The sequence below is a fragment of the Natrinema soli genome (assembly GCF_028618695.1).
In genome coordinates this window covers 1-26053 of the sequence record NZ_JAQIVI010000091.1, presented here as the reverse complement: position 1 = coordinate 26053, position 26053 = coordinate 1, and the positions used below count along the sequence as shown (strand labels likewise).

Sequence of the window (26053 nt, the reverse complement as noted above, 5' to 3'; positions counted from 1 at the left end):
GAGAATGTGTAGTACATGCGCGAATTTGTCTTTACCATCGAGTACGACAAGGGTGTTGACGAGGTGATGGATCTCTTCATCGACAATCCGGACTTGTACGCTCGGTCGATGGAGATCAATGCGACCAGCGACGCAGTGTGGGGGATTGAGAAGGTCGTCGGCCCCGCTGCTGTTCTCGACGAGTTCGACGACGCGCTGGAACGCGTCGCTGATACTCCGAGCACAACCGGAATGTGTGGAGCTCCCGTGACTGAATACGAATACACGATCCTCTCGTCGAATGCGGAATCACGGAAGATTCATTGGCTTCGCCGGGAAGGTGATGGTCCACGGTCGATTCCCTTGGTCGCGGCGAAGCACATCGGCGAGGGATTGATAATGCGTACGGAACGGCGTGGTGACCAATACCGGTGGCGGATGCTGATCGACGGGCCAGTATCAGAGATTCACGAGGAAGTCCGAGCGAACCTGCGAGAGGGGCTGTCGCTTACTGTTGAACGACTCGGTACGCCGCCGTGCTTGGTCGACGACGGTCGCGTCCAGCAAACTCTCACACCCGAACAGAAGTCAGCACTCGAGGCTGCAATCGAACGTGGGTACTACGAAGAGCCACGGCAGCAATCGGTCGCAGAAATCGCCGAAGACGTTGGTGTGTCACGGTCGACGTTCCAGTACCGTCTCAACCGAGCAGAGGCGTGGCTGGCACAACAGTTCGCCGCCGATTCGCTCGAGGTTGACTTAGACGTGGATCTCGATCCTGAGGACATTGAGTTCATCCAGTAGACGGCACGCCGAACTCCTCAACGGTTGGAATATGTCGAAGTAAATCCCATCCCGAAGAATCTCGTAGGCCCTGGTATGGCAACGACTAGTGCTAGTGTTCAGCTGATTCGCAACGCGACTATCCTCCTAGACGTCGGTGACACGACGTTCCTCGTGGATCCGATGTTCACGCCGCAGAGCGAGATGCCGACGGTGACAGACAACCCGGCAGTTCCGGAGTTCCTCACCACGGCGAATCAGGATCGGAATCCGCTTGTTCTGCTGCCTGACGTTGACCTCACCTACGACGCTGTGGTTGTCACGCACCGACACCCCGACCACTGGGACGAGGCGGCCAGAGAGGAACTCGACGCCGACGTGCCGCTGTTCTGTCAGCCCGAGGAGTCCGAGGCCTTCACCGACGAGGGCTTTTCTGACGTCCGGCCTATCGACGACGAAACCTCGTTCGAGGGCGTCACCATTCATCGGACACCCGGTCGCCACGGCCACGGTGAGTTAGCCGAGGGAATGGGCCCTGTCTCGGGATTCGTGTTCGAGGGCGATGAGTCGGTGTACGTCGCCGGCGACACGATCTGGTACGAGCCGGTCGAAGAGACGCTCAACCAATTCGAGCCGGATATGGTCGTTCTCAACGGCGGCGAAGCGCAGTTCGACCAGGGCGAACCCATCACAATGGGCGTCGAAGACATCAACGCTGTCCGTGATACGACTAATGCTATGGTCGTTGTCGTTCATATGGAAGCGATCAACCACTGCTTGCTCACTCGTGAGGAACTGCGGGCGGGGACAGAGGATGTTCACGTTCCTGAAGACGGAGAGCAAATCACTCTGGAAAACTATAGTAGACATTAGAAGTAATTGCTCACTCTCGGAATAGAGAGTTGGTCAAGAGCGGTGTTGATTGCTATTGTGAGTTCAGTAAGTGAATCAAAGAACCGATTGCTAAGATCCGCTTGGAGTTGTCTCCAGCACTCCTCGACTGGATTGAGTTCAGGAGAGTACGCCGGTAACGTGACAAAGGCGAGGTCGTCGCGGACCGCTAGGTCCGTGACGGCCGACGCTTGGAAGTACGGCGCACCATCTAGCACGATAATCAAATCATCTTCGAACTCTTTGCATAACGCGAGAATGAAATGTTTTGCGTGTTCGGCGGTGACGTACTCTTCGAACCGGGTGAAAAAGCGATCACCGAGGGCGGTGATCGCGCCCAACAAACACGTCCAGTCGCGTTGTCCAGACAATTCGACAGACGGCCGCGTGCCGCGCGGAAACCACGCGGCACGTGGCTCAACTTGCACAGATTTCTTGGTTTGATCGATACAGACTACTGTGGCGTCCATCTCCTGCCGCTTTTTTTGAGTTCCTCGCGGAACGTTTCTTCCTCCTCAGTATCTGCTTCAGCGGCTGTACGGCGTGTTTTTGATAGGTCAATCCCGCTTCTTTGAGCAACCGCCGGCAGCTCGGGATTGAGTACTCGACATCGTACGTCTTCTTCAGATACTGCTGGACGAGCGCCGGCGTCCACGCCGGCGCGTCGATCCCAACTTCTGCAGGAGATTTGTGGACAGTTTCTTCGAATTCTTGTTGCTCTTTTTCCGAGAGTTTTCGTTTTCTCCCAGATCGGTGAGCATCAGTAACGGCCTGCTCAAGCGACTCGTCAGTGTCGAGTCGCTTGAGCCAACTGTAGATTGTTCGTCGGCCAGTGTCGTGCCACTCTGCTAGTTCGGTCTGTGTCACACCGTTTTTGTACGCAATTGCTGCTAATAACCGCTGTGTCGGCTTGTTTCCCTCGACGTTGTCGAGAACATCTTGAAGTTCTTCGACAGAGATTCGTCGAGATGGTCCATTAGTATACGCAATATTCCGTGGGCGGAAATTTCTAACGGTTACTATAGCTCTGCGATCTGAGTCCTTCTCAAACCGCGCTAACTAGGCGGTGCCGATTCCTCATGGATGTGGAAGTAGGTTCTATACGTTTGACTGCCAGTCCTCCCAGGTGACCTTATCCTCATCAACGATTCGCTGAGAATCAGGGAGTTTCATGTCTGGATTCTCTGATTCCTCAGCAGGTCCACCAGGTTCACCGACCACGATCCGACCGACCATGCCCACCATCTTGTGTGGGATGCAATAGTAGTCGTGGGTGCCTTCGGTTTCGAAGGTCACTTCACGGGTGGTACCAGTATCTCCGAATACACCTGTATCCCATGCTTCGGCACCTTCTGGAATGCGGCGGCGGAGCGCATTCTCGTTATCTGGGTGATAAGCAGTGGCAGAATGAGCTCCACTCACCAGTTTGAAGGAGACAGTCTCACCGGGTTGGATGTGCAATCCAACTGGATCGTTGTACAGATCAGTATACATTCCGACGGTGTAGTCGCTTTCTTCCTGATTAGTTGAGCCAGAATTCCCCGGCTCAGCTGTACCGTTTTCTGACTCAGCTGTACCACTGTCTGCGGAATTACTGCACCCGGCGACTCCGAGGGTGGTCGCTACGACTGCAATCTGTTTCAGCGTTTTCCGTCTGTTTTTTTGCATAGTACTCTCTATATGTAATAGTTCCCTTTTGTTCAATGTTCTTAGTGATGGAACTAGTCAGTAGTTTTTTGTCTGTATCGTATACCGGAACGCAAACGGATCAGTCGTTGCGTGAGTCCCTTCTCCGGTATCACGGTGTTTGTACATTCGTAAATAGACGCGCTCGTTATCGATCGATCTGTCTCGGAGATAGTTGTCCGGATCGAGATACTGCTTATCATTTATCATCTCGTCGGCGATACCCTCCATCGACTGGTCGTACTCAATGAGTTCAGGATCGTACTGGAGTGCGTAATTATTGTCCCCAGGACGAGTGACAACAAGTTGCTCCGGACCGTCGGCGTTCTCAACCCGAAGACTCTCCATGTCGCTGTTGTCCACTCGCGTTTCCGTGGACGCCTGGTTCCACTCACTCCCGTCATTCACGCTCACCGTCGCTGAATCGAAAGCAGGTTCGACGGCTAAATGGAACGTATATTTCGGATATCCATTAGTTGTACGGAATCCGGTCGTCGGATGACGAGAGGTGATGTCAATTGTACCGTCTTCGTGGAAGTTCCAGTCAATGATGTAACGGTACGGCGCGAAGTTCTGTCCAAACCGCCATTCCCAGTGATTAAGCGATCCGGTGTGGTAGGTCCCACGAAGGCGGAACCCATCGCTCAGTTCGTGTTTCTCGATAATGCCGGGACCCGTCAAGCCAAGCGTATCCCAGAAGTGGAAGTTACGTCTTCCCGATGGAACCCCCGGACTCCCCATACCGAACGGTTCGTAGTCACTTAGCATATATGGGACCTTCGACTCGCCGCCGAGTACCGGTTTACCCTTGTAGCTCGCAGTCATTCCACAAGCATCGTGGAGCGTATTCTCCCAGGTGACTTCCCAGTTGTTTTGCTCGATGGTCTGATCTGGCCGCCGGATCTCCCAATCGGTGTCGTCCATTTTCCCAGGAGCGTCAATAGCGCTTTCCCGGTAATCTCCTGGATCATTCTCACTCACTTCGTCAACGATATCTCGTAACGGATCCGGCGACTCTTGTGTCGGCTCGTATATATCAAGAACTTCGTTCCCGTCTGCCTCTGAACCAGTTGTCTCGGTGGTGACGGCTGGCGCGATTGCAACACGTTCGGTGTTCTGATCGTTCCAGTTGAAAATCACTGGCGTAACCTCACCGATTGGGTACTCCTCACTGTAGGCCGTGATAATTGAATAATCTGCTGCGACTATGTACCAGTCTTTCCCCTCTAATGCGTTCGCAACCCGCGAATTGTCAAGTGCTGCATTCACCGTGTTCATGTTCAACCCCTCGTTGGACCGTTCTAAGATGTGGGACTCACGGGTCTGGGTATTGAGTTTTACCAGTTGATCATTCTCACGGTCAACCAGTGCTGTGATCTGCTTGATATCACTGAATTCAATCTCCTGAGTGGCGTCTTGGTATGTCCCCGAGACGGTCATGTCATGGGGTGCTAGTATCTCAATGTAATCGTAGTCCTGAAAAATTCGGTGATAGGCACTACTCGAAACGGCCTCAGTGACTAGTGGTCCGACCTTGTCAGCTGCAAGCACCTGTTCGAGTGCTGCCATCTTTCTTTCCTCAACAATTGTATGGTAATCTTCGGCTTCCCTCGGTGCCATGTATGTTAGTTCACCGACTTCATCGGGTTGCGATTCCGGCGTCTCCGTTCCTGCCTCTGGTTCGTCGCTGCCGGACAGCTGTCCGCAACCTGCTAAACTCACTGCTGTTCCGACACCGAGGGTTTGCAAGAACCGGCGTCGTTTAGCTGTAGCTAGCCATTCATGAGGTGGGCTATCTTTTGTCATGGTACATCCGCTACAATGAGACGTCCCTATAAAACATTTAGGATTTGTGTAAGGATTGGTAATGATTTGAGTCGGAATTACGAAGTCAGAGAGGGAGAGTATCTCGTCAACCTTTGATGCCTACGAGCGTGTCATACAATAGTTCTCAACAGTAATTATTCGCGGTATTAATCTTGAACAAAACCAATAACCGGCGAAACTACAGGCTCATACGCGAATTGAGAGCTGTATAATCGTCAGGTAGAGGGTGTGAGACGTATTCTATGACATGCTGTGCCTACAGTAATCCCATAACTGATTTCCATCAGAACGCGAGACCAAAAATCGGATTGTTATCAATATCATTACTATATTTCCTCCACTATATATGGACTTCTCGAAGCACATTACACCCATATGAGTGTAATTGCACTGTGTGAATGCTCCCTATATTGTGGAGTCGTTGTGGAGTGGCGTTCCTTGGATCGTGAAATCGTGATGAATGGTACCTTGACTCAATCAGCGACTTTTTAATCTGATCGAACCTTGGACGGGTACTCATCGAGTCCTACCAACGTGGACAATCGTATACTTCTCCACAATATATGGAGTTCTCTGACCCGCTTGATTATGACTTTAGAAGATGAGTAATACAAATATTTAAATAAGTAATATGATTTGTTCGCCGAATATCATTCCTTTCATTTATATATGTAATACTGATTCGCCCAATATTACATTCCAATTAACCGAAGAATTTTCTTGAAAGTTCGGCATAGAGTATTGCGAGCAGCATATCTGATGATTATTGCGAGAACTCTAATTATTAAGAGTTGTACCTATCAGTATACCTCACTTAATGGGTAAGCATAGCACACCTGATAAGAGGAGTTAAAAAATGACGGGCTGGACTAGAAATACATAATTTTAGCGACCGGCCAAACACACGGACCATCCTATCGTTTTTCAAGTATATGTGTCAAATGAGGCTCCTTTTTCTGTCAGTGACGTGCACGTAGGACAGTGTTTGGTTGATCCAGTGACTGTGAAACGTGATTGGTCATTTGCGCCGTCCTGTAGAAAATGTTATTGGACTATAGCCAATTTTTATATATATTGATTACCTCCTTCGGTGCATGGGAGAAAGGAATAACGAGATTGTCAAAACCACTCTGAGATCATTGGAGATTATCGAAATCGTGAAACAACTCAATGGGGCATCCGCTTCCGAGATACGTGAGGAACTGGGGATGGCAGAGAGCACAGTGTATAAGCATCTCAATGTCTTGCTTGAGAAAGGGTATCTGATGGAATGGGGGGGACAATATGAACTAGGGTTCGAACTCTTTCATCTAGGTGAATATGTGAAGAAATCCGTACAGTATTACCACCCTATTAAAGAAAAGTCAGACTGGTTGCGGCAAAACATCCCCGAACAGGTCGAGTTCGGAATTGAGTGTAATGGATTGGTTATGGGATATATTGTGTCTACAGATTACAATCCCTCTCTATTTTATGAACTAACAGAGAAAAATGAGTCGGAGATTATTGATTATGCGGGGAGCAAAGCGTTGATGCATACAAATGCTGTTGGTAAGGCTCTTCTTGGGGAGAAGTCCAATGATGAAATCCGCAATATCGCATCGAAGTACGGACTCTTACAGCAAGCTAAAAATACAATTACGTCAGTGGATGAATTATTGGAGGAAATAGATATAATTAGGGAGCAAGGATTCGCGACGACGGATGAAGAATGGGAAAACGGTCTTCGAGAGGTGGGAATGACAGTCAAACCAAATGACCATGTTATTGGCGGGTTCAATGTATTTGGCCCAACATATCAAATTAGTGATGATCGTCTACATGAAGATTTGCCAGAGTTACTTCGCGATGTTGTCTCCGACCTTGAAGAAGAGATTCTCGGCCGTATCGAGTAGGTATGACCTCCAAGAGTTTTTCCGTATTGCTTGGTTGAGGTGGTCCACAGTAGACATAATATGGGTAGTACTATGTACGAATTCATCTCAAGAGGACTTGCTCGTCGTTGAGGCGCTCGTCGAATACCACGCGGATGAATGGACGTCCAACCTGAACGGGCGGCTTGAGGTGGGCTCTGGCCGGCGAGATCGCCGCGAGTCACGGGCTTGAGATTGAGGATGCGCCTTCGCAGCGGGATACGGTGTAGGAGAGACTACGAACTACCGGTGAGCAAGCGCCTTATTCGCCCGCCGGTTCTGTTTCCACTCGCGAACACGTTTCTGGAGTCGTGCTTTCCACCACGGTATTCTACGTCGATCGACACGGCCTCGAGATCTTGGCCGCTTTGGGTATCGATCGAAAGCCGGTCGGCATTTTCGAGCGCCGACGCGGACACCCAGCACTCGCTACGAGACTTGCCGTCGACAGTGACAGTGGTAACGAGGCCACTGTCAATCTCCTTGGAGTCGTCGTCTTGCGGGAACACGTGGATGAACGACACGTCGGGGTCGGCCCGAAGTACGGCTACATGATCACTCTTCGACGGGGCCGGGAGTGTCACGGTCTGAGGGGCGACCATCGGAGGCTCGCCGTCGGTTTGGACCACCGTGGCGTTGCCGAGTAGTTCGAGTTCGATTGTAACTGATGTCGGCTAGGTAGCCGATCAATGCACGGATCGGATGTTCATTTCGGCCATTTTCTGAGCGCGATAAACAACCCCAGATCAATCTCGGGTCAACATCCCGGAATCACCCGATCAGACTTCGAAATAAACGACGGCTGAACAGTACTACCGCTCACGAGTCGGGCGAACACGGAAGAGTATCGGCGTCAGTCAGGCGGATCGAGACCGTAGCACTGCTTGGCGACGGTCAGGAACTGGTTCGCGTCGACGCGCGGTGAGTACGACCTGTGCTCGCCATCGATGGCGAGCTTCACCAGCAGATCCACCAGCCGCCAGACGTTATACAGCACGCACGCGAACGCGAAGTTGAAAAAGCGGTAGTTGCGCTCAGTCGAGGTCGTTCGGACCATGAAGTGCTTTTGCTTCTTGAAGCCGTTCTCGATACCCCATCTGTGACGATACCACCGAATCATCCGCTCGATCATGTGGATGAATGTCTTCGCGTCCATCTGTTCTCCGTCGGCGTCATTGGCGGTCACGTACGGATGGTTGGTCTCGAACACGATCGTTTCAGCAGTGTCCACCTCTCCGTTCTGTGCTTTTTGTTTGCGCTCTTCGACGGCTTCCTCGCGCTGGATATCCGCGATGAGTCGTGAGAACGACAGCCCCTCGCTCGGCTTGGTGTCCTCGTCAGCGAAGTCCCACTCGCCGCACATCTCCGTCCACGCTTCCGAGAGACTCTCGTCGTCATCATCGTCGTCCGTGTTCGACTGCTTCGGCAGATAGAGCTGCTTGCGCGTGGGCGTGCTGTCGTCGGTCTCCTCTTCGGTGACGTGGAAGCGTTTGCCGTTGCGGTACATCCACGCGATGGTCTCAGTCTCGTCGCTGCGCTCGAAGATCCGCGTCGGGTTGAGGTAGTGAACGCCGTGCTTCTCGCAGGTGTCCTTCACCGACTCGCTATCGAACTCGCGGTCCATCATCACGAGATCGATGTCGACCATCTCGGTCGCGTGCGTCAGCAGTTCCTCGACGATCTCGTCTTTCGACTGCCCGCGCACGCGCGGGATCGCGTCGAGCACGAGCGGGACGTCCATCCCGACGATTTTGAGCACCGCCCATTGGTAGTACTCGTTGCCGTCCTTGTACCCGAGGATGTCGTCCTCGTGGTCCTCTACGTCGCCGGTGAACGGGAAGCCCTTGGTCACGTCGATGGCCGCAAAGACCGGCCCATCGAGTTCACCGTTCTGGCGGGCGCAAGCGATCAACATCCGTGTTGTGTTCCGCAGCATCGAGCGAATCTCCGCGACCGAGAGCTTGCTGATCTGATAGCGGTGGGTCGATCCGGTCGGGATGCGCTCCCGGGTCGTATCGAGCGAGAACGAGGCCGGGCCGCTCCGAGCGTACATGTCTTCGCGCATCCCCATGTAGGCGTGTTGCTCCCAGAAGGCGTTCTCGTGAATCTGCCAGTTCTGGCCACGGGTGAGCGCAAACGCATCGGTGACGAACGGTTTGGCCTGTTGCCACATCTCGTCGGTTTTCTGTGCGAGCAGTTGGCGTTCTGGACAGTCAGCGGAGTCTGGATCGCTCGCCTCGCTGGTGCTGACTCGCTCGGGGAGGGGAACATCGCAGGCGCGTGCGGCTTTCACAATCGCCTCAGCACACTCCTGTACGGCGTCACGTAGAGCCTCGCTAAAGCGGTGGTTCCACGCGCGCCAGAACGTCGATTGGTTCGGAAGCGTCTCAAACCCAAGCATGTGGAGGAGCGATGGGTTTGCTCGGAGGTGGTCGTGGAGGGCGGTTTCGTCCCAGCCGTTGATCTTCTCGATGATGAACACCCGCACCAGTAGCGTCATCGGATACGGCCCCGAGTACGGCGCTAACGAATCGTGTGCAGCGAACGTGAGATGGTCAATCGGCAGGTCATGGATCAACGCTTCGATGTCCGCGTAGTCCTCACAACGCTCGCACTGCGATTGCTCGATGGTGGTGACATCTGCGACGAATCCATCGAGATCGTCATCTACCCCTTCGAATTCGCTGTCGAAAATGTGCGACCGTCCGTGGTGATCGGTGGTACTGTCAGCGAGAATCGGTGTAACTGTGTTCGCGGTGTCGCCTGCTCGGTCTGCGGCCGATGACTTCGCGTCGATACGTGTGTTCGTATCGGGTGAATCCGCGTCCGACTGTGTGTTAGTATCCATGGCATGTGTGCATCACCATCACCACGAACCCGTCAAGCAGACGGTAGGCAGTGTCGCCTGGTCAATCACGTCTTGTGATGCGGTGAGAGCTATCTCATAGATTCTCTCGGTGACTCGATTGTGGTCGCATCGTCGTCACCATCGATGTGAGCGGTCCGCTCATGTCGACATCACTCCCACAATGACAGCGGTGAGCAGTAAGTTAGCGAAGTTCATTACGAGCATTCTTGTCCAGCCGATTTCGATAAGATGTTATTGTGGACACGAGGCAGTGCAGAGCGTGCCCACTGGGTGAATCGGAAGACGGTCCAGATCTTGTTCAGAAACCAGATCAACCCTGGCAGCCACAGGCTGTGGGAACCCCCTCGTAGGCGTCGCGGAACTTCGATGCCCAACAACCTCTGATCGGGCGGTCCAGGCAGGGTGGCGCACTACTTGTTACGGTCCTGTCGCAGTGCGATGTGGTTGCCATCCGGGTCGGATGTCTCGGCGCGCAGGCCAAACTCGTACTCGACTGGCACTTCGTCGTCGAACTTGACCCCCTCGGATCGCATACGCTCGACGTCCTTGCGAAGGTCGTCGTATTCGAGAAAGACGAGTCCGGGAAGGAATTCCTTGATCGCGGATTCAGGCTTCTGTGGCGTGCCGGGCCAGAGCAGGATCTCATGCCGGTCGCCTGGGGAGGCAACGGTCAGCCAGCGCCCAAAGGGTCCGTTCACATCGTCGCGCTTCTCCAGGCCTAGCTTTTTGTAGAAATTGAGCGCGCGATCCTGGTCCGACACGAACAGGGTCGTGTACCTTGTGTACTTAACCATCCATGTTTACCTCGGTCCTGTGCAGTTCGCACGGAATTCATTGAACTTGCGGTCAAGTTCCATAGACCCCGGTATACGCGCGATCGCGACATTTATCGGGGTCATCACCTTGCCGAGCTGCTGTCGTGTCATCCTGTAGGTGGACTGCATTTTGTCTCCATTGGGCTTCTCAATTGGCTCTAGACTCGGAACCATACATCCAAGTACGGGAGCATAGGCTATGGATGTTCATTGCAACATGTTCCATCCATTGGTGTTCGGTTAAGCACTGGATCGCCTCGTGAAGGCTTCAGCTACTCGTTCACTGAGTAAGAGGCGTGATTTCTCTGGTTGGCGTGCGTCACGAAACATCAACTCCGGCAGGTTCGGCGGTGGATGTCCGAATGACTGGCCCAAATCTTCGAGAATGAGCTGGGCGAGAGACCGGAAGGTCCTCGCCCAGCGTTCCCGAGGGAACACCGTCTCAGGAAACAGCTCTTGAAACACACCGAGCAAGGCTCTGCTGACCACAAGCGTCAGCAGAGCCGCCACAACCAGCAGTTCCACGATTACTGGATCACTTGTCTGGAACTTTTCTAGCCCGTACAGTGATTTCAACTCCCGGAACAGCAACTCTACCTCCCACCGCAATCCGTATAGCGCCGCAACCTGCCTTGGAGTGAACTCATCGGGTAGGTTCGTGACGTACAGATGATAGTCGTCGGTGTCCTCGTTGTGGACACCGACGACGCGAAACTCCATCGTGTCGGTTGACTGTTTTCCAGCGTATGCCCGTCGTTTGAACGTGATCTCCACAGTCACGTCCACGATCTCGCGTGTGAGGTCGCCCAGAACGTCCTGGAGGCGACGGCCTGGCAAGGAAATGGCGCGCCCGCGCCATTTCCGCCGTTTCCCGACGATCACCGGATTCGCGTTCGACTTCAGCCGTGTCAGAAAGAACCCGCCATTTTCCTCAATCAACGTGAACCGACGGAAACTGTAGAATCCAAGATCGAACAGCACCAGCCGGCCTCGCAGCCAGCTCCCCGTGCGGAGCTGGCTGCTCTCGTGGGTGCATTCGTCGGTGAGGTGGAACTGTTCGATCGTCTGTGTCGTGGCGTTATGCACGAGGTGCAGCTTTGCACCGGACTGATCTGAGTGAGTCGCTGGAAACTCGCTCAGGAGCCGATGCAGCCTGAAGACGGTTGCATCGGCGATCAGCACCTCACGGAACAACTCGAACTGTGGAGCGATTGTGTGAGGAACCGCGACCTCCTCGAGAGCGTGCTCGAGGAGGTCGCTCAGCAATGCGGCAAGTGCTGGTGTGAACCGGTCGTAAAAGCTGGAGCGAGCAACAGTCTGGTTAGTGGCTGCGGAGTAGGCACGCTGAAACCCGGCGATAGTCCGGGCTTCGCCGTCGACGGCGAAGCCCATGAGAAGCGTCCAGACGAGCATCGTGATGTCGATTGTCCGGTGGCGTTGGACGACATCGCGCGCGAGCGCGATGTCTTCGATAAGCGCTGCTGGAAAGAGGGAAGTCAACCGGCGTCGTATGAGTGTTGGAGAGAGTTCTTCTAGCACAACCTCTCTCTACGCGGTTCCTGAAGATAACCTCATCAAGACAGCACCGTCTATCGGTTTCGATTCTTAACCGAACACAGATGATGTTCCATCCAACAGCCAGTCACAGAAGCTACGAGCGAAGAATCTCGTGTTCCGAGCCGGTCGCTTTGGGAGGAATGAACAGTGTACCCACAGCTCGGCGTCCGTTGTTGTGACCTGTGGTTCGTCCCTGTACAACTATCAGTCTACTCAATCGGCTCTGCGAAAAACTCCTTGATGACCGTCTCTTCGGCGTTGTGGAGCACCCTGCTCGCCGTCGATTTACCAACATCGAGCGTGGCCGCAAGGTCGGTGAGCGAACATCGGCGTGGACTGTCGTAGTACCCGCGCTGGATGGCTTCGGTCATGAGTCGATGTTGGCGGTCGGTTAACAAATCGGTCGGCGCGGTCGATTGTGTAACTGATAGGATCTCATACGTAAGGTCAGCGTCCTCGAACTCGGCTTTGAGCTGCGACAGCCGTTCGTGTGAGGTGGTCAGGTCAGCGATCATCCACTCATTGTGAAGAGTGAGCGGGAATCGTACCAGATTCCCGGAGGCCAACACTGCGCGAAGTGGCGACGGAACGAACGGAAGTAAATACTGGACCACAACGGTCTGTTCGTCAGTGTGAAGTACGTCATAGGAGAACGGGGATTCATTGAAGTAGTGAATGACCGCCGAATTGTCCGGGATCCGCGCTTCAAAGACCACGAGGAGACCATCTTCTGTGGGGAAGGCGGCCTGAATTAGGAATTCTCCGTCAGGATAGTTGGTCGAGAGTGCGACCGGGCTGCCCCCAGGAAGTTCGAACTTGAATCGAGCACTGGGCATATATCCTCTGTACAATAGTTGAACTGAAAAGCTAGCAGGTAAGATTTCTCATTCACAGTCTACGGCGAAATTTGGGCGTCAAGCTAAATTTCGTGAATGTCTGTGTATGATGAATCCTGCCTAGCCGACTTCAGCCACTGTGGTTTGAAACCTGAACAATGTCACTCACCACCGCGGTTCGGCGGTGGGGGGCTAACGACGACGGCGTAGTTTACGAATGCCGAGATTGAGGGACAATACTCGAGCCTACCGACTGGAAGTGTCCCTCCTCCGGTTCGACCGAAATTGCGGAATACGACGCTTCTTCTCTCCAGTAATCGCATGTCACAGATCGTGGTAAATCAAATACTAGGCCTTGTTGAATCCTCACGTTCTCTTCAAAACGTCCTGACGAACACCCTCTACATCTGACAACATCCTCTGTGGTCAATACGCAGATCTACTGAGTGGATAGTTTACCTGTTTCAGCGTGAAACAAACGATACATCCTCTAAGTCTTGCACACCATTTCTGCCAGATAGTGGTTTGCTTCTTCAGCACATAGAACGATGCGCCTATCAATCGATACTTGACGGACCACGCCCGGAACTGCCGCCACGAGGTCAACACCGACCTGACAAGAAGCGATCTTCCCAATTGATCCGGCGTACTGACACTTGACACCCACACTCTGATGACCTTATTTGAGGATGTCAACATCGTCGACGATCAGCATCGCCACTGACAATGCGATCGTCTCTGGGATCTGCTGGTTGAGATAATTCTGGATAGTCTCGTGTTTCCATGGACTTTCGCTAATGAAGCGTCTAACACGGTGTTCGTTGATTGCAAGCCGTTTGCTGATTCCTCGAAGATTTTGTGACTGCCTGGACGGATCAGCCCTTCAACATAGGCTGGAGCAACATTCCACGTGTTCGCTGCATGTGACCACGTTGACCCATCGGGGCGCGTCGTGAACGTCCCCGAAGGGGAGCAAGAATTCGCCAGATGGAGATTTTTGGAGTTTGTATACCAAATAAGACACTGTTCATACATATCTACAGGGCATAAACAGAGAGAGTGCCGCCGCTGAACCACAGAAGGAGTGCTACGAAAGCGAGCAGATTCCGCTACTCGTCGATCTGAGTATATGTCGCGATGTCCGCCTCAATTCCGAGCCTAGAGAACAGCTCTTGAGGGTCGAAATTGCGGCGCTCGTGCAGGGCTCCGATCGTCTCCCGAGCGTTTTCGAAGTCGTCCTGGTTCTCCCATTCGACGATAGTCACGAAGTTGAACTCGCCGGGACCACTGGATTGTTCGAGCACGAAAGTCTGAACGAATCCTGGTTGGGCTCTGATCGTGTCCTCCTTACTCAGAAGTTGACGGAGGAACTCATCGCGCGCCTCGTCGGGGACGGCGAATTTGTCGACTCGAAAGACGTGGGATTCGGATTGAGTCATTCGTTCCTCCACCGCAGTAGTTCCGCCTGTCGGCTAGGACTGTACTCGGAAACCGTTTGGGGCGTCACAGTACTTGACATCAGATAGAGTATACGGACGCAAATGACGTAGCCGTTGATGTGAACATGTGCAAAAGCGGTGTCGGACCGCTGTCCCTCATCTGAAGGCCACACCGGTGTCAAATGGTGGCCGATCGATGCGCCTTCCGGCCGTCTCCACCCAACACGCGGGGCTCAGACCGACACGCCAAGAAAGTGCTTGATGATTCGCCCTTCGGCCCGGTGGAGTATCCCGCTCGCTCCCGACTTGCTGACGTCGAGTTCGGTTGCGAGTTCGGTGAGGGTGCACTCGCGTGGCGTATCGTAGTAACCTCGTTCAACCGCCTCGGTAACGAACCGGTGTTGCTGCTCCGTCAACAAACTGATTGGGTCTGTCGACTGCCTGACCGAGTCCAGCTGATACGCGATGCCCTCACTTTCGAATGCGTCCTTGAGCCGTGACAGCCGCTCGTGTGACGTTATCAGTTCGCTAACGAGCCAGCCATCTTGGAAGTCAAGGGGAAATTGAAGGAGGTGGCCAGAGGCGAGGATTGCACGGTGCAGCGACGGATGGGACTGAAGAGAGTATTCGATGAGCATCGTTCGCTCGTCGGTGTGAAGGATCTCGTAGGCGGGTAACCAGGACGCATCGTCGAGGTGGCGAACGATAGCTGTCGGATCTGACGTTCGGACTTCGAGGACCACCCGCAGACTCGTCGCCGTTGCACGGGTAGCAAGGACCCGAAAGTCGTCGTCCGGGCGCTCCGTTGAGAGGGTTGCCGGCCCATCTGGGAGTTTGAATTTGAGCTGAGCGCTAGGCATATGTGGAATCCTACGAGCCGATGATTTAAACAAGTGCTACTGAACCTGTTCAGGTGCGACGACACGCGTTCAGTTCCATTCATTTCGGTCCTAGAAGTTGTGTCGTTCGGTGGGGGAGTCCGTCATACTTCTGTTTTTGGGTTTGTTCGATGGATTGTTATACGGAATTGCTTGCGATATACAACCCGTGGCCGGCAGGATGCCAATACTGACAGCACCGAGTACCGGTCTACGCTTCATGCGACCTGACGATCGATGGGGGTATCCATCCAATTATCCCTGACTCAAGGGCGTCTTTGAATCTCCCGAAACCACCTTGCTCTATCGGACTCAGTCAGGCCCATTTTCGACTCTCGTCGTGGCAAGCACCGAGTCAACTACCAGGTTTCCACGCCCATTCGCTAATACAACGTGGTCGAATGTAAGTCGTAACCGAATAGTGGAAATGACACCTACATATACCTGACTCGTGAAAATTTTCAGGTTGAGAGAGTCGTCCAGCCTGAGAGAAGATCATAATCCTCGGTTGGAAGTGTGCTCTTTGTGTTGGTCATGCATGGATATCTGCATTCTCTCTGTCGTTATCAGCTGCGGATGTCCTCGAAAATCGTTCGGATATCCTCACTCATTTCCATGCCTGCAAGCTCGTCGTTCACGTCGATAGCAGTGAGTTCGGCGTCACCGTCGCCACGTTTCTGGAGCACCAATATCTGGTAGAGATACGAGAGTCGGAGCAGGACGATTGCCTGCTCGACATCGTCTGCTGCTTCGATGTGGAATGTGGTCGCGTTTGAATCCGGCACTACATGGTGTTTTTCCGTGTGCTTCTCGGCGACCAACTGATTGCGGAGGGGTTGCGGATACCCGATATCCACCGGTCCCCATGAATGGACGTGCCCGATGTCTCTACCTTCTATTTGGAAGGTTGTTGAATTGAACCGCCCGTTTCCTGTCGTGATTTCCGGCCACGACGATACCGTTTCGATGACCTGTTCTGCGTACTCAGTGACCTTTTGATTATTTACGGGAGTCATTTGTTTGTCTGGTTTCGTTCACTGGCCCACCCATGTTGATGGAGATACGTTTCGAGTCGGGTGAGATCGATGTCATAGTCGCGTTCCAGTGTCTCGGTGTTGTTGTCGAATCCGTGGTCGTTGAGCCACTCAAACATCATGGTCAAACTCTCTCCGATCTCTTCACGCGCGACCTCAATTGGAACGTGCTGTGCTTCGACATCGGTCCCGGTCACGGTGGTAAAGATCTCGGCGGCGTCTTCAAGCGTATGTTCATCACCAGCCAGTTCGATGGTCTCACCGATATATTCCTCGGGTTTCGCGAACGCAGCTGCGGCGAGTGTACCAATGTCTTCGGTATCGACCAATTGCAGTGATACACCTTCATCCAGGGGAGATGCGAGGGTGCCGTTCAGGATTGCCTCGCGCTGGTATTCGTAGTTCTGCATGAAGGCCACCGGCCGGATGATCGTTGCGGGAAGCTCGAGATCACGAATGCGCTGTTCGACCGCATATTTCGCCTCGAAGTGAGGAATTCCGGTGTTACGCTCGGCCCCCCGGGCAGAGCTGAACACGATGTGTGTGACACCAGCGTCAGCCGCAACCTCGGCAATATTCGTTCCTTGTTCGACCTCGGCGTCAGCCCCACCGTTCCCTCCAGTCGTGACGCAGTACACCGCGTCGACAGCTTTGATTGCTCGATTGAGATCGTCTTTGTCAATGAGATTTCCTTTGACGACTGTCGCTCCCTGGTCGGCGAGCGCTTGCGCACGGTCGCTCTCAGGACTACGAGTCAGCGCGTGAACGTCAAAGTCACAGTACTCGCTGAATAACAGGTGATCAGCAACTGCCCCACCCTGGTGTCCAGTCGCTCCGACGACTAAAACGCTGAGCTGACTCATAGAGAATCATCCGTATCTCTGTTCAACTGCTGGATCATCATGATCTATACTACGAGGAGATTCAACTTGGTGATTAGTGAGAACATGTTCATTGTGACCTGGATATACCTAGGGATCAAAGATAGCGGAATATGCCCAGCGCACACGACGCCGAACACTGGATTCACGATCTCTTCGTTTCTGGAGACAACGAGGTGGTCGAATAATCGCTTGGAACTGGCTGTATTCGGCCTGATTGTAAGTTCTTCAGGGCGACGTCAGGGTGGTTCTACACGCCTAATACCTTTAATATATTGATGGCGATTACAGATAGACTGAAATTATCTATTTATGACGCAGAGAAAGCCGCCGCTCACAGAACGTGATCCCAGAGAGATCAGGGTCACGTCGGCGGCATCGAGCATGCCGATCTGGGCGACGTTGGGGTTGCGTTCGAGGTTATCTGAAGTCAGGTAGATGGATTTCTCATGCATGTCTAATCCTGAAATAATTCTGGGCTAAATTTCGCAGGTGTCCGTGCATGACGAATCGATCTAGCCGACCTCAGATTGTAACGTTACTCATTTGTTCTCACCTTGGACCTCACACGGTATAGGTGACCGCTCTCCATCGCGCCGTTCAACTCCCGGATCGCCGTCTGCCAGTTGTCGATCGTTGCGAACCAAGACAGTTCCCGGCAGGGCTTGAGTTCCGATCCATCGGCCGGATTGACTGCGCATACGACGAACGCGACGAAGCGACTCGCGAGGTCGAATGCCCGGATTGTGGTACGGGGGTCGGTCGAAATGCCAGCGTCCCTCCGGCCACCGCATTCGGAGCTCGCACGACGACCGAATTGAGGCCGCACAGGCCGCCGGTGTGCTTGAGACTATCGTTTTCAGATGACTCACTACTCGAGTCGGGTGTTGAGGAACCGGCTGCAGTCTCTACAGCGTTATACGGTTTATAGAATGTGGTGCTGTACCGTAGACCACTCGAGCATACCAAAAACAAGCGAATTAGACCCTATTCATGTTACTTGATTAAAGACCAGTTTAACCAAGGGACTTTACGAGGGTCGATACTGTACCCCACATACGAATGTCTCCTCCCAGCAAAAGAGGCCGTAACTCCGAGGGAACGACCGTCCAAGAGGCGGTCGAAGACTACCTGAAGTACAAGATCAAAGCCGACGGCTCGGAGACGACCATGCGCTCACCGCTGGTTGCGTTCGCCGACCACTGCCAAGACGAACGCGGCGTCGATCGCGTGAGCGAGCTGACCGACCAGGATCTCCGCGACTACAGCGAGTCCCTGTACGACCGGTCCAAGATCGACGAGGAACTCGCGGCGTCGACGGCACAGACGTACTTCGCCTACGTCCGGGCGTTCCTTTCGTGGTGTGTCCGCGAACAGTACCTCGAGACGAATCCAGCGAACACGAATACGGCGATGGACCCGCTCCCCCAAGACGACGGGAAGCGAAAGACACAGTACTGGAGCAAGGACGACCGAAAGCAACTCGAAGCCTACGCGACCAAGCGCGTCGACATGGCGCTCGAGGGGACCATCCGCACCGACACAAAGACGGCGATGCGCGACCGGGCGATCGTGGTGATGCTCGGCGAGACCGGCGCTCGTGGGGCCGAACTGTTCGCCGATCCGAAAGACGAAAAACGGCCCGGGCTCTGCTGGTCGGACGTCGATTTCGAAAAGCGGCTCATCGAAGTGTACGGAAAGTCTCGCGAGTACGAAGACGCACCGTTTCCCGAAAGCGTTCATAGCGTCCTCGAGCGCTGGTACGACTACCTCGAGCCGCCGACCGACGAGTGGCCCGTGTTCCCGACCGGCCACTACGGATCGAAAAAGGACGCACTCGAGGCGATACTCGGCGACGAACGGGTATCTTCCGCACTCGAGTCTCGGGGTGACGAGGGAAAGACTACGGTCCTCGAGCGGCTACACTGGGAACACGAGGTACCACCGCCGTCGATCTCGAAAGAGGGCGTTCGCCGGTTGTTGAAACGACTCACGGAAGAGGCGAACATCGATCCTGACGGCGACTACGATTATCTCACACTGCACGGCGCACGACGGGCGCTTGGGCGCGACTTGTACGCCAACGGCATGTCTGAAAAGGCTCAGGAGGCGTTACGTCACAAATCGATCGAAACCACTCACGAGTCGTACACGGACCTTCAAATGAAGGACGTGTCCGACAGTATCGATGAGGTACGGGAGTAGTCTATCCTATCGAATAGTTTCCTGATCACTCCAGCCGCAGTACATTGAGTGATAAGGAAATAGCGGGCCGCTCATCTCGATACATTGTAACAGAGGAGTTGTAATCAAAACCGTTCATAGTCCTGTCTTGAACGATGTATTTTCTACCGAAGGCCACCACCGTCCAGTGATTCACCAGAGCCAATCTGCCTATCTGATTCTGGCCCCTAACGCAAAGCAACCCCTACTAGACAGAAGTCGGCTAGCTAGATTTGTCATGCATAGTTTCCTCCGAAACTTAGGGTAGTGAGATTGGTTTTGCTGTCCGTCTCGCATGAGAGGTCTACCTGCCGGACTTCAGCTTAGATTCGTCACGCGACTTCCGGGTGTAGGCCCACGCTGCCACACCGAAAAGCACGCCTCCAAACACGAACCACGGGTCAGCAAACAGACTGAGTAGAGGTTGATTTCTAATGAGTTCGCCCGAAAAACTGCGTTGGACGAGACCGCCGATTCCCCGCACACTCAGCACCACGCTTGTGCCCCAGACGGTGGGAAGCAACACCCAGCAGGGAATCATCTGGCCCCACGATTGGACGGTTCCGAGGGCGCCACCCGCAGCGACGAGGAGCAACGGTATGGCAACGAGATTCACCAGCAACAACGTCCCAGTCATCGAGCGACCTGCAAGCCCGACAGTGCCGCCGAGCGCCCAGTACACGTGTGGAAGGGTGAAGAGAAGCGCCCACGCGCCTGCCGCGTAGCCAGGCCAGACTGCTGGCGACGAGTGGCCAGTGAACGGAGGTGATTTGGGCATGAGTGTGCTCTGACGTGGCTTACGAAAGTACTACTGGCCTCATGCCATATCTTGCCCTCGTCATTCCGTCCAAGGCTGAGATTCTCGATGGTGTCGTCACGAATCGCCGTGGAAGGCCAGCGAACGCGACGAACTCTCATCTCGCTCGCGGTACGATTTTGTTCGGGAGTCACATTGGTGTCGCAGATTTCCGTTACATGGCCGCGCTCATCGCCCCGGTACCATGATAATAGTGATCCATCCCAATTCATAGCGGAGAGACCGATCAATACTCCGACAGTAGTCAATACAGACGACGTAGAATGGAGGCTCTGTTGAAATTCTATTGGTCAGACATGACCTGTTGGGGACAGCCGTTTGGTAGATAGAGGAAAAGGAGTTCGATTGATTAGCCCTCACGGGCCTGTTGCACCTCATAGGTTAGAACCGCGAAAACATCGCCATATTTTTTCACGTTAGTCAGTTTCAGGGGCGGGGTGGGGATCTTGCGCGGCAAGAGTGGTGCGCCCGAAGCGAGCGTGACGGGAGCAACGCTGAGAATCAGCTCGTCGAGTAAACCGTGATCATGGAATTGGCCGACGAGGTCACCACCACCGACAAGCCAGACGTTCTTGCCGTCTGCGGCCTTCACCATATCCCCATGGATAGGTACAACATCCCCCTGCACGAAGCGAATGTTCGCACCATCAACCATCGGCAATTTCCGACTGCTAAACACCTACACTGGAACCTCATACGGCCACTTTTCAGGGTCCTCCAGTAGGTTTTCATGCTCGATGATCCACTCGTAGGTCGTCGATCCCATGGTTACGGCACCAATCTAGTCTATGAACTGCGGGTAGTCGTCCTTCACACCCTCGATCTCCTCAATCTCGCCGAACTGGAAGAGCCAGTCGAGTGAGTTATCCTCATCGGCGAGGTAACCGTCGACGCTCGTTGCTGTGTAGTATTGGGTCTTCATCTTTTCAACCCCTGTAAAGGAAGCGTTCTGGCGGTATATAGGTTATCCACTACCAGTCCGCCATAAGCCATCTTCTCGGTCAATCTACTGGCCGAATCTGTAACACTTTGAGGGTTTCAACAGAGCCAGAATGGAGGGAAAGTTCGCACGGCGAGACGTTTGCTGCTATGGGTGCAAGACTCGGTTTAGCAGCAGTAAACGAAAAACTCGGCTGTACGCTCTAGAGGTACCGTCCGGGAAGAGTCAGCGCCTATTCCAGAACTGCATTTGCCACTCCGCCTGCTTATCGAAGACTCCATCGAGTGTGACCTTGATTTCGACGACGAGTTTCCTCATGGTTCGCCCCCATGCGAGCTGACACGGAACCGGAGGTGGATCGCCGAATCGGATTCGACGACCTCTCCCGGGGCAGTTCACGAGGCCAGGTCCAACACTAGGGTGGCCACGGCTAGCAAAAGGAGCACGTGATGCCCACCCAAGTAATCGCCAGCGCGTATGTGGACAATGGCGGCACCGACGAAGTACACAACGAGGCCGGCTGCGGCGGCCGTCGCGACCGATGGCACTGGTACGACGATTCCGATCAGCAGTCCGAGCGCGCCCGCTGCTTTCAGGGAGCCTAGCATGGGCAGCCATGATTCCTTCACGTCTACCTCGGCCATAGAACGGAATTCAACTGTCAGTGGGCCACCCCAAGTGTTATCTCGTTTTCCGTTCAAGTTTCTCGAAGAACAATATGAGTTCCTCCGACGACGAGTTCGAAACCATCGACGAATACATCAAAACGTTCCCAGCAGAGATTCAGGAAACGTTGGAGGAACTCAGACGGACGATACGTGAAGCCGCTCCGAACGCCGAAGAGACCATCAGTTATCAGATTCCCACGTTCGAACAAGAAGGGATAGTAGTGCATTTCGCGGCGTTCGACGAACACATCGGCTTTTATCCAACACCATCCGGAATGACAGCTTTCGAAGAAGAACTGTCGACGTATGAGAGAGGGAAGGGCTCCGTGAAATTTCCACTCGATGAACCCCTTCCGTTCGACTTGGTGAGAGAGATAACGGAGTACAGGGTCGAAGAGAACGTGGGGGATCCGGACTAGAATAGCCCGAACGGAACGTTACAACGAGGGGCATCGAACCAGCCGCCCGGGCACCGGTACTCCCCGCTGTCTCCTTCGTTCCGATAGACGGACCTGTAACTACTCCTCGACCATCACGAACTCGCCCATGTCGTCGACCGTGCCGACGGGCGGTGCACCGACCATCAGCCAGCGCTGTTCCTCGTCGGTCTCGTTGACGAATTTTCGGGGGGTGTCCGCCGGCAGTCGAACGATGCCGCTCTCGGGCACCTCAACGAGGTCGCCGTCGACGTTCACGTGCCCGGGGCCGTCGAGCAGGATGTACACTTCCTCCTGGGACTCGTGTTTGTGATACGGTCCCGCGTCGCCGGGCGGAATGGTACAGGTGTTGAGGCGCATCTCCTCGCACTCGAGCGTCTCGGTCAGTTTGCCGAACGCCATGCCCGACGTCGGGTCCGGGTTCGGTTCGTGCTCGGCCGCCTCAACGTCGACGAATCCGTAGTTTTCGGACATTGTAATCACTCTCGTGTTGCCCGGCTGACTTCAAATAGCTACCCCAGGGACTCCGAAAGTGAAGCACTCACGAGGGAGCGAAGAGGTCAAATCCCTGGCAGCCACCCACTGTTCGGACCGTTCTGGTTGTCAATTTACTGAGGACGGATATCGCACTCGATGCCGAGATGTGCTCTACACTAACGTGGACACCACAGTCGCTCGATTGGCGACCGCGTCTCACTCTTTAAGTAGCTTCCTGACACACGCTGAGGAAATGCATGGTCGTTGAGGACGCAGTGACTGATCCGGATACCCCGTTCACCCATGCCAGCCGATAGGAATGTCCGGGGACAGTGACGTCCGAAACATCGGTTCGCTCCTCGAAGCGAGAATCACTTAAAGAGAAAATCCAATTTCGGTGTGCTTTTGGCATTCCTGTTGAAAGATATACTCGTCAGAGGCAGAGGCCCCTGTTGCATACATCGTTTCGATACATATGCAGTGAACCTATGCAACCAGCAACTTACTCACTGTGTAGTAATGACATTGAGTCAATGATGCGTAAGTAGAGTTTCTCTTGAGGACCGTCAAAACCTCTCTGTCTATATGGTAGATTAGATAAATTTAATACTATTCCCGATGCGATTTGTGAAAATCAGGGACAGTCTGGTACCGCGATTCGATATAAGAGAAGGACTCCCGAACCGTAGCACCCACCACTCGAGCGCGACACTCACCCTAAGGATTTATTGTGATATAGCAACCTGGTCTATATGCAGGGAATGCGTGGACATCACCATTGAACTCCCTGCCTCAGAGGATTTAGCTACGACGGTCACCACTTCCCGACGTAGCTTTTCAGTGTGATCGACAGGTCGAGTAACCCCCGTTCTGCCTACACCTGGCTCGTTATAGTGCAACTTTATTACCTATGGGGGAAATGGACGGTAATACGGCAAGGGACTCATCGCACCAAATGGCGTATGCGCCCGACGAGTTGTCTTCCCGACGTGTTGTCGCCCCTTGCCGTCACCCACCCCACCTACCCTTTCAATACAATATATCCCTCTCGAGCGCTACCTTCTTTGAGGGGGCTTATTGTAACTCAGTAATATAGTCTGCATGCAGGGGAACACGTCGACATCCAACCCAACCCCCTGCCCTGGGATTTAGCTACGTCGGTCACTCTTCCACGACGTAGCTTCTCAGTCCTATCGACGACTCGAGTAACTCGTTCTGCCTACACCTGACTCATTATAGTGCAATTTTATTACCCATGGGGACAAGGGCGGTAATACGGCAGGGCACTCATTGCACCGAATGGCATATGCGCCCGACGGGTTGTCTGCCCCGACGCGTTATCCCATACACCCTGCCGTCACCCCACCCACCCCTACCCTTTCGATACAACAGATCCCGCTCGAGCACTATCTTCTTTGAGAGGACTTATTGTAATACAGTAATCTAGTCTGCATGCAGGGGGATCGCGTCGTCATCCAACATGCCCTCTGCCGAGAACGGCTTAAGCTACCTCGGTTACCACTTCCCGACGTAGCTTTTCAATTGCCTTGTTTTGCCGCCGAATGACAACAATCTCTGACGCTCTCACCGTGATATTCCGCCAGATTAACCGGGAAATGAACGCCGTCTGGCGATATGGCATCGCTCAGACGGCTAGCGTGGATGTGTCGAAATCTTGCTAAACAGCATGTTGATGATCCGGACGTACCCGCCGCGCCGGACGGCGCGGACGGGTACGCCGAGTGGGTACAGATCGCGTTGATTCTCTTCCGCGTCGAACTAGAGAAAAGCCTCCGTGAGACCGAGGACTACCTCAACGAGATGCCCGGTGTCCTCGCCACGTTTGGCCTCGACAAGGCACCGCACTACAGTTCGTTCTGCCGGTGGGAACAAGAGTACCGGATGCGTGAACTCTGCCGCCTGCTCCGCGCTTCGGCGGAGCAGGCGGGCTGGAGTGATGAAGGCGCGATTGACGCGAGTGGCTTCCAGCGCGATCAAACCAGCTACCACTACCGCGACCGCGCGAACTACTCGTTCCAATCGATGAAGACAACGATCTTGATCGACGTGAACTCGCTGGCAATCAAGGACGTTCACTACACGACGCAGAAGTCGTGGGACGGCCATATCGGGATGCAGGTCTTCCGCCGGAACGCGGAAGACCTGCGTGTATTATCCGCTGACGCAAACTACTCGTGGAGCGACTTCCGTGAGGAGTGTCGCTTCGAGTCAACGCGACCGGTGATCAAGCACAGAGAGCAGACACCGTTGCAGAAGGCGCACAACGCCCGGATGAACGATGATGACTACAATCAACGCTGGATGAGTGAAACAGGCTTCTCGCAGTTGAAGGAAGACGACGGCGAGAAGCTTCGCTCCCGGAGCTGGCATGGCCAGTTCCGGGAGCTGACTCGCAAGTGCATCGTGCATAACCTAACGCAGGCGGCGAGTTAGGGCTCGCCGCCTGCTCCCTCTTCTCTGGACGTATCTGGGAGAGGCATCGCCGTCGTCACTGGAACAATGGTGCAAGATACCATAATCCTGACCCTTCGGGGAACACCGCTAGCGACAGCTACTGCATCTTCTGACTCCAAGAACCGGTCTCTGAGGTCGTAAAACCGTGAGTGATCGACACCACCCCGACGCAGTCTTGCGTTCAACAAGGCATTTTCAATGCTATCGACGACTCGAGCAACCCCCGTTCTGCCTACACCTGGCTCGTTAGGGTGTAACTTTATCACCTGTGAGAATCATGAATGGTAACACGGCAGGGGATCCATCACACTCAACGGTAACCCGACGCGTTGTCGCCCCCCTGCCGTTGGCCACCGACCCTTTCAATACAACAGATCTCGCTCGAGGACCCCCATCCTATCCGTTCGAACCTCCCCTCGAGTCCCTAAAGCACAGTTGTAGATACGTCTATCCAGTCGAATACGGAGAATAGTGGAAACCTGGCGCAGGTGCGCCAATTTTCCAAGCCGAAGCAGAGGTGGAAACGTTTCCACAACAGAGGGGCTAACTTGTGGAGTATGTCATACAATGACTCTATGAAAATCCTGCTTTGAAGCCCCTGTGCGTGAATCAGGACAACAGGGGTTGG

24 protein-coding genes and 2 pseudogenes are annotated in these 26053 nt (G+C 54.0%); 6 read left to right on the top strand and 20 right to left on the bottom strand.

Translation table 11 applies throughout. The features are described from left to right. Positions 1–15 precede the first annotated feature (15 nt). Positions 16–783: a helix-turn-helix domain-containing protein gene (locus tag PGX04_RS05570; protein ID WP_273737595.1), complete on the top strand. Its 768-nt coding sequence runs from the start codon at positions 16–18 to the stop codon at positions 781–783. A 75-nt stretch (positions 784–858) separates the two neighbouring features. Next, the gene (locus tag PGX04_RS05565; RefSeq protein ID WP_273737594.1) at positions 859–1635 is read left to right on the top strand and encodes an MBL fold metallo-hydrolase; all 777 of its coding nucleotides are present in this window, start codon (positions 859–861) and stop codon (positions 1633–1635) included. On the opposite strand, the pseudogene PGX04_RS05560 reads toward PGX04_RS05565, so the two are convergent. The 3 genes and pseudogenes from PGX04_RS05560 to PGX04_RS05550 form a co-directional block, all read right to left on the bottom strand. Next, positions 1632–2630, bottom strand: a pseudogene (locus PGX04_RS05560) (IS630 family transposase). The gene PGX04_RS05565 and the pseudogene PGX04_RS05560 sit on opposite strands and share 4 nt — an antisense overlap. Before the next feature lie 121 nt (positions 2631–2751). Further along, positions 2752–3321 (bottom strand): plastocyanin/azurin family copper-binding protein, encoded by a 570-nt coding sequence (locus PGX04_RS05555; protein ID WP_273737593.1) that lies wholly within the window; start codon positions 3319–3321, stop codon positions 2752–2754. 57 nt (positions 3322–3378) lie between these two features. Further along, the gene (locus tag PGX04_RS05550; protein WP_273737592.1) at positions 3379–5145 is read right to left on the bottom strand and encodes a hypothetical protein; all 1767 of its coding nucleotides are present in this window, start codon (positions 5143–5145) and stop codon (positions 3379–3381) included. 1115 nt (positions 5146–6260) lie between these two features. On the opposite strand from PGX04_RS05550, the gene PGX04_RS05545 reads away from it, so the two are divergent. Further along, positions 6261–7061: an IclR family transcriptional regulator gene (locus tag PGX04_RS05545; protein ID WP_273737591.1), complete on the top strand. Its 801-nt coding sequence runs from the start codon at positions 6261–6263 to the stop codon at positions 7059–7061. Positions 7062–7315: 254 nt separating this feature from the next. Here the strand turns inward: PGX04_RS05545 and PGX04_RS05540 are convergent, their stop codons facing one another. The 11 genes and pseudogenes from PGX04_RS05540 to PGX04_RS05490 all read right to left on the bottom strand — a co-directional run bounded on the left by PGX04_RS05540 (position 7316) and on the right by PGX04_RS05490 (position 17843). After that, positions 7316–7708, bottom strand: coding sequence for a hypothetical protein (locus PGX04_RS05540; RefSeq protein ID WP_273737590.1), 393 nt, complete (start codon positions 7706–7708; stop codon positions 7316–7318). Between the two features lie 224 nt (positions 7709–7932). Further along, a complete protein-coding gene (locus PGX04_RS05535; RefSeq protein ID WP_273737589.1) occupies positions 7933–9927 on the bottom strand; it encodes a transposase in 1995 nt (664 codons plus the stop codon). Between the two features lie 159 nt (positions 9928–10086). Continuing rightward, positions 10087–10265 (bottom strand): annotated as a pseudogene (locus PGX04_RS05530) (NADH-quinone oxidoreductase subunit H); the annotation flags it as partial. Positions 10266–10358: 93 nt separating this feature from the next. Then, positions 10359–10742: a VOC family protein gene (locus tag PGX04_RS05525; protein ID WP_273737588.1), complete on the bottom strand. Its 384-nt coding sequence runs from the start codon at positions 10740–10742 to the stop codon at positions 10359–10361. 261 nt (positions 10743–11003) lie between these two features. Next, a complete protein-coding gene (locus PGX04_RS05520) occupies positions 11004–12302 on the bottom strand; it encodes an IS4 family transposase (RefSeq protein ID WP_273737587.1) in 1299 nt (432 codons plus the stop codon). Between the two features lie 227 nt (positions 12303–12529). Further along, positions 12530–13156, bottom strand: coding sequence for a helix-turn-helix domain-containing protein (locus PGX04_RS05515; protein WP_273737586.1), 627 nt, complete (start codon positions 13154–13156; stop codon positions 12530–12532). Positions 13157–14265: 1109 nt separating this feature from the next. Beyond that, complete coding sequence (locus PGX04_RS05510; RefSeq protein ID WP_273737585.1) at positions 14266–14595, bottom strand: antibiotic biosynthesis monooxygenase family protein; 330 nt, start codon at positions 14593–14595, stop codon at positions 14266–14268. A 233-nt stretch (positions 14596–14828) separates the two neighbouring features. Continuing rightward, positions 14829–15455, bottom strand: coding sequence for a helix-turn-helix domain-containing protein (locus PGX04_RS05505; protein WP_273737584.1), 627 nt, complete (start codon positions 15453–15455; stop codon positions 14829–14831). Positions 15456–16039: 584 nt separating this feature from the next. After that, positions 16040–16489 carry a luciferase domain-containing protein gene (locus tag PGX04_RS05500; RefSeq protein ID WP_273737583.1) on the bottom strand — a complete coding sequence of 150 codons (450 nt, stop codon included), beginning with the start codon at positions 16487–16489 and terminating at the stop codon, positions 16040–16042. Next, entirely contained in the window at positions 16486–17370 is an 885-nt protein-coding gene (locus PGX04_RS05495) for an NmrA/HSCARG family protein (protein ID WP_273737582.1), read from the bottom strand. Before PGX04_RS05495 ends, PGX04_RS05500 begins: the two co-directional genes overlap by 4 nt. 320 nt (positions 17371–17690) lie before the next feature. Next, the gene (locus PGX04_RS05490; RefSeq protein WP_273737581.1) at positions 17691–17843 is read right to left on the bottom strand and encodes a hypothetical protein; all 153 of its coding nucleotides are present in this window, start codon (positions 17841–17843) and stop codon (positions 17691–17693) included. Between the two features lie 607 nt (positions 17844–18450). Here PGX04_RS05490 and PGX04_RS05485 point away from each other — a divergent pair. Further along, entirely contained in the window at positions 18451–19593 is a 1143-nt protein-coding gene (locus tag PGX04_RS05485; RefSeq protein ID WP_273737580.1) for a tyrosine-type recombinase/integrase, read from the top strand. 322 nt (positions 19594–19915) lie between these two features. On the opposite strand, the gene PGX04_RS34440 is transcribed toward PGX04_RS05485, so the two are convergent. The 4 genes from PGX04_RS34440 to PGX04_RS34435 form a co-directional block, all read right to left on the bottom strand. After that, complete coding sequence (locus PGX04_RS34440) at positions 19916–20389, bottom strand: DUF3995 domain-containing protein (protein WP_377042271.1); 474 nt, start codon at positions 20387–20389, stop codon at positions 19916–19918. Positions 20390–20777: 388 nt separating this feature from the next. Beyond that, positions 20778–21083, bottom strand: a complete 306-nt coding sequence (locus tag PGX04_RS05480) for a dihydrofolate reductase family protein (protein ID WP_273737579.1) — start codon at positions 21081–21083, stop codon at positions 20778–20780. A gap of 126 nt (positions 21084–21209) precedes the next feature. Beyond that, positions 21210–21350, bottom strand: a complete 141-nt coding sequence (locus tag PGX04_RS05475; RefSeq protein WP_273737578.1) for a hypothetical protein — start codon at positions 21348–21350, stop codon at positions 21210–21212. Positions 21351–21763: 413 nt separating this feature from the next. Next, on the bottom strand, positions 21764–21976 hold the full coding sequence (locus PGX04_RS34435; RefSeq protein ID WP_377042273.1) for a DoxX family protein: 213 nt from the start codon (positions 21974–21976) through the stop codon (positions 21764–21766). Between the two features lie 110 nt (positions 21977–22086). Here PGX04_RS34435 and PGX04_RS05465 point away from each other — a divergent pair, with 110 nt between their 5' ends. Next, positions 22087–22455, top strand: a complete 369-nt coding sequence (locus PGX04_RS05465; RefSeq protein ID WP_273737576.1) for an iron chaperone — start codon at positions 22087–22089, stop codon at positions 22453–22455. 99 nt (positions 22456–22554) lie between these two features. Here the strand turns inward: PGX04_RS05465 and PGX04_RS05460 are convergent, their stop codons facing one another. Then, positions 22555–22947 carry a cupin domain-containing protein gene (locus PGX04_RS05460; RefSeq protein WP_273737575.1) on the bottom strand — a complete coding sequence of 131 codons (393 nt, stop codon included), beginning with the start codon at positions 22945–22947 and terminating at the stop codon, positions 22555–22557. Positions 22948–24585: 1638 nt separating this feature from the next. Here PGX04_RS05460 and PGX04_RS05455 point away from each other — a divergent pair. Then, on the top strand, positions 24586–25404 hold the full coding sequence (locus PGX04_RS05455) for an IS5 family transposase (RefSeq protein ID WP_273737574.1): 819 nt from the start codon (positions 24586–24588) through the stop codon (positions 25402–25404). Positions 25405–25849: 445 nt separating this feature from the next. Here the strand turns inward: PGX04_RS05455 and PGX04_RS05450 are convergent. Further along, positions 25850–26053: hypothetical protein (locus PGX04_RS05450; RefSeq protein WP_273737573.1), on the bottom strand; the 204-nt coding region annotated here is incomplete at its 5' end.

Coding starts and splice junctions, on each gene's coding strand:
- PGX04_RS05570 (WP_273737595.1), top strand. CDS start 16: ATGCGCGAATTTGTCTTTACCATCGAGTACGACAAGGGTGTTGACGAG.
- PGX04_RS05565 (WP_273737594.1), top strand. CDS start 859: ATGGCAACGACTAGTGCTAGTGTTCAGCTGATTCGCAACGCGACTATC.
- PGX04_RS05555 (WP_273737593.1), bottom strand. CDS start 3,321: ATGCAAAAAAACAGACGGAAAACGCTGAAACAGATTGCAGTCGTAGCG.
- PGX04_RS05550 (WP_273737592.1), bottom strand. CDS start 5,145: ATGACAAAAGATAGCCCACCTCATGAATGGCTAGCTACAGCTAAACGA.
- PGX04_RS05545 (WP_273737591.1), top strand. CDS start 6,261: ATGGGAGAAAGGAATAACGAGATTGTCAAAACCACTCTGAGATCATTG.
- PGX04_RS05535 (WP_273737589.1), bottom strand. CDS start 9,927: ATGGATACTAACACACAGTCGGACGCGGATTCACCCGATACGAACACA.
- PGX04_RS05525 (WP_273737588.1), bottom strand. CDS start 10,742: ATGGTTAAGTACACAAGGTACACGACCCTGTTCGTGTCGGACCAGGAT.
- PGX04_RS05515 (WP_273737586.1), bottom strand. CDS start 13,156: ATGCCCAGTGCTCGATTCAAGTTCGAACTTCCTGGGGGCAGCCCGGTC.
- PGX04_RS05510 (WP_273737585.1), bottom strand. CDS start 14,595: ATGACTCAATCCGAATCCCACGTCTTTCGAGTCGACAAATTCGCCGTC.
- PGX04_RS05505 (WP_273737584.1), bottom strand. CDS start 15,455: ATGCCTAGCGCTCAGCTCAAATTCAAACTCCCAGATGGGCCGGCAACC.
- PGX04_RS05500 (WP_273737583.1), bottom strand. CDS start 16,489: ATGACTCCCGTAAATAATCAAAAGGTCACTGAGTACGCAGAACAGGTC.
- PGX04_RS05495 (WP_273737582.1), bottom strand. CDS start 17,370: ATGAGTCAGCTCAGCGTTTTAGTCGTCGGAGCGACTGGACACCAGGGT.
- PGX04_RS05490 (WP_273737581.1), bottom strand. CDS start 17,843: ATGCATGAGAAATCCATCTACCTGACTTCAGATAACCTCGAACGCAAC.
- PGX04_RS05485 (WP_273737580.1), top strand. CDS start 18,451: ATGTCTCCTCCCAGCAAAAGAGGCCGTAACTCCGAGGGAACGACCGTC.
- PGX04_RS34440 (WP_377042271.1), bottom strand. CDS start 20,389: ATGCCCAAATCACCTCCGTTCACTGGCCACTCGTCGCCAGCAGTCTGG.
- PGX04_RS05480 (WP_273737579.1), bottom strand. CDS start 21,083: ATGGTTGATGGTGCGAACATTCGCTTCGTGCAGGGGGATGTTGTACCT.
- PGX04_RS05475 (WP_273737578.1), bottom strand. CDS start 21,350: ATGAAGACCCAATACTACACAGCAACGAGCGTCGACGGTTACCTCGCC.
- PGX04_RS34435 (WP_377042273.1), bottom strand. CDS start 21,976: ATGCTAGGCTCCCTGAAAGCAGCGGGCGCGCTCGGACTGCTGATCGGA.
- PGX04_RS05465 (WP_273737576.1), top strand. CDS start 22,087: ATGAGTTCCTCCGACGACGAGTTCGAAACCATCGACGAATACATCAAA.
- PGX04_RS05460 (WP_273737575.1), bottom strand. CDS start 22,947: ATGTCCGAAAACTACGGATTCGTCGACGTTGAGGCGGCCGAGCACGAA.
- PGX04_RS05455 (WP_273737574.1), top strand. CDS start 24,586: ATGGCATCGCTCAGACGGCTAGCGTGGATGTGTCGAAATCTTGCTAAA.